General features: G+C 49.4%; 3 protein-coding genes. All 3 read right to left on the bottom strand.

What is annotated here, in order from left to right; all coding sequences use genetic code 11:
• Positions 1 to 148: 148 nt before the first annotated feature.
• The 3 genes from M0P91_RS15145 to M0P91_RS15135 are packed head-to-tail and all read right to left on the bottom strand — an operon-like array spanning position 149 to position 2,447.
• A complete protein-coding gene (locus M0P91_RS15145) occupies positions 149 to 1,915 on the bottom strand; it encodes an ABC transporter ATP-binding protein (RefSeq protein ID WP_295069366.1) in 1,767 nt (588 codons plus the stop codon).
• Between the two features lie 2 nt (positions 1,916 to 1,917).
• Complete coding sequence (locus tag M0P91_RS15140) at positions 1,918 to 2,205, bottom strand: type II toxin-antitoxin system RelE/ParE family toxin (RefSeq protein WP_295069363.1); 288 nt, start codon at positions 2,203 to 2,205, stop codon at positions 1,918 to 1,920.
• On the bottom strand, positions 2,205 to 2,447 hold the full coding sequence (locus M0P91_RS15135) for a hypothetical protein (RefSeq protein WP_295069360.1): 243 nt from the start codon (positions 2,445 to 2,447) through the stop codon (positions 2,205 to 2,207). Before M0P91_RS15135 ends, M0P91_RS15140 begins: the two co-directional genes overlap by 1 nt.
• Positions 2,448 to 2,760: the final 313 nt, after the last annotated feature.

The following is a 2,760-nucleotide window of genomic DNA, read 5'->3' as shown; positions in this document are numbered from 1 at the left end:
CTTTTCTGTTACGCACTTTTCGGGCCAAGCCCGTAAAGTGGCAGGGGACAATTTGTCCCCTGCACCCCCCTGAAGCTTCCCGCATCTTTCGGATGCGGGAGATTGCTAACTGATGTTACGCACTTTTCGGGCCAAGTCTGCTATTTTATCATGAATGTTGACGGTTGACGAAAGTGTGGAAACTCCCCTCAATCGACTCCAACGCCGCAGGGGTCCCCTCTTCGAGGACAACCCCGTTTTCCAGTACATAAATATAATCGGCCCGTGTCACGGTACTAAGACGATGGGCAATGATGATCACCGTTTTCTCTTCCAAAAACCTCTCCAGCGCTTCGAACAAGAGCGTCTCAGTATGGACGTCCAATGCCGACGTCGATTCGTCGAAAATGACCACCTTCGGGTCAGCAAGCACCATTCGTGCGATTGAAAGACGCTGCCGCTGCCCTCCGGAGAGACGGATGCCGAATTTTCCGATCTGGGTTTCCAGCCCCTCCGGAAGCGTTTTGACAAACGGTTCAAGCTGAGCGATCCGGAGCGCTTCCCAGATCGCCTCCTCGTGCTTCTCGTCCCCCATCGTCAGATTAAACCGCAACGATTCGTTAAACATCAACGGCTGCTGCAAAACGACAAACACCGCATCCCGAACCCGTGAAAAGCCGATCTCCTCCACGTTCACCCCGTTATAGAGGATATCTCCCGACGTCGGGGGGTAAAATCCGACCAGCAATTGCGACAGGGTGCTTTTACCGCTCCCGCTGGCACCGATGATAGCGACTTTGCTCCCCTCCCGGATCGTCAGATTCACCCCTTTTAGGATCGGTTCCCCCTCATCGTAGCCAAAAAACAGATTACGCGTTTCAATCGACAGGGGATGGCCCCCTTTTAATACTGAGGACGATTCGGGCAATTGCGGTTCGGTCGGAAGGGCCAGGAGTTCATTCAGCCGTACCAGGGAATTTTTCGCATTGGCAAAGCTGTACTGCATCGATAACAGCTCCTGTACCGGTGTCATCATAAACCACAAATAGCCGAATATTCCGAACATCAATCCGATGGAGAGATCCGAATAGAGGACCATTACAAGCCCCATCGCCCGAAAGATCTCAAATCCGCTTAAAAAGAGGGTGTAGGAGTAGCGCTCTGCCGCCATCGCCTTGATCCCGTATTCTCCCGCACTTTGGCGGAGTCTTCGCGACTGCTCGATCGCTTCGCAAATAAAGCGCTCCTCTTTGTTGCTGGCACGAATCTGCCCGAAGAGATCGCACATCTGCGTCAGGGTATCGGAGAGTTCTCCGATGGTGCGGTTCTGCTCTTTTTTGAGTTTCCCCACCCTCCCGGAGATGTTACGGGTCACCATCATAATAAGAGGCTGAAAGATCAGAATAAGGATACCGAAAAGAGGGTTGATCCAGATGAGGACAACGGCCACCCCGATCAGGGTCGCTACCGAGACAACCAGTTTACTCAAAAAACTCCCCAAAAACTGCTCGATCGTATCGATATCGGTAATCAGGTGGGTAATCACTTTTCCGCTCCCCAACCGCTCGTACGCGCTCATCGACACACGCTTCAGATGTTCCAGCGCCTGAACGCGGATATTAAAACTGAGTTCTTGCGAGAGGGTGATAAAAAAACGCTGCGAAACAATGCTGAGGAGAAAAAAAAGGAACCGCAAACCGATCGTCACCCCCAAAATGACCCCGATATACAACAGAGGTTCGTGCAAGGGGGTCAAGCGATCGATATACTCCGTAACGGCTCCCCCTTTTTTGAGGAGCACCTCATCGACCATCAGCGGAATCAGCAAGGGGATCGGAATGGAGATCAGCGTCGCCGCGATGGCGATCAGATTTCCCCAGATCAGCTGACGTTTGTGCCGCAGCATCATCGTAAAAAGGGTTTTAAACGTGATCATTTTTACTGATTTATCCAATCCTCATGGGTATGGCGTACACGTATAATAAATAGATCATTACTCTCGGTTACAGCATAAAGAATGATATGAGAACCAAAGGGATGAACACGTACGGAGGGGGTTAACTCTTCGCGGATTCGCGCAGCTTGAGGATGTGTCGATAAAAAGTCAAATATCTTTTCTAATTCGTCGTGATAGCGTTCCGCTTGCACAACTCCGAATTGTTCGGCACCTGAGAGAAAAATAGCGATAACATCTTCTTCGGCTTCAATACTTAACGTATACGCCACTATTTGGTACCGGTTGTCAACCGATTTTTGGCAACATTTTTGAGCTCGCTCATCGTGCGATTTCCCGCACCGCTTGCTATAGCATCGTCTACAAGGCTTTGCATACGGGCAATTTTACTCTCTTTTTGCGACTCATCCATCATTAAAACGACACGCAAAGATTTTGAGGCAAACTCAGAAAAGTCTTGAGGGATTTCGATAATACCATTTTTAGAGACGGTTTCAAATTCAACTGCATACATAAATCTGCCTCCATATTTTTTCCATACAACCCCCTCAAGCTTCCCGTATCTTTCGGATACGGGAGATTAACTCCCCTTTGAAGTACCTGTTAAGGCAAGGTGCGTAAGGTAAGTTCTCATTATACCATTCGAAAAAAAAATTACCTCTTATAGACTGATGTTACGCACTTTCCGAGCTAAGCCCGGAAAGTGGCAGGGACGACCCAGCCGGTACTACGTACAACGGCTTGGGTTCCAAAGCTAAAAAAGCCAAGCAGTTGGCTTTTTTGACGCTTTTCACCCATACAACCCCCTAAAGCTTCCCGTATCTTTC

Origin of the sequence: Sulfuricurvum sp. (genome assembly GCF_023229695.1) — a bacterium.
Lineage (GTDB): Bacteria > Campylobacterota > Campylobacteria > Campylobacterales > Sulfurimonadaceae > Sulfuricurvum.
The sequence above is the reverse complement of the archived record's forward strand: the minus strand, read 5'-3'. Positions and strand labels throughout refer to the sequence as shown.

What these genes read in the sequence shown, in the direction of transcription:
- M0P91_RS15145 (WP_295069366.1), bottom strand. Translation starts at nt 1,915, where the DNA reads ATGATCACGTTTAAAACCCTTTTTACGATGATGCTGCGGCACAAACGT.
- M0P91_RS15135 (WP_295069360.1), bottom strand. Translation starts at nt 2,447, where the DNA reads ATGTATGCAGTTGAATTTGAAACCGTCTCTAAAAATGGTATTATCGAA.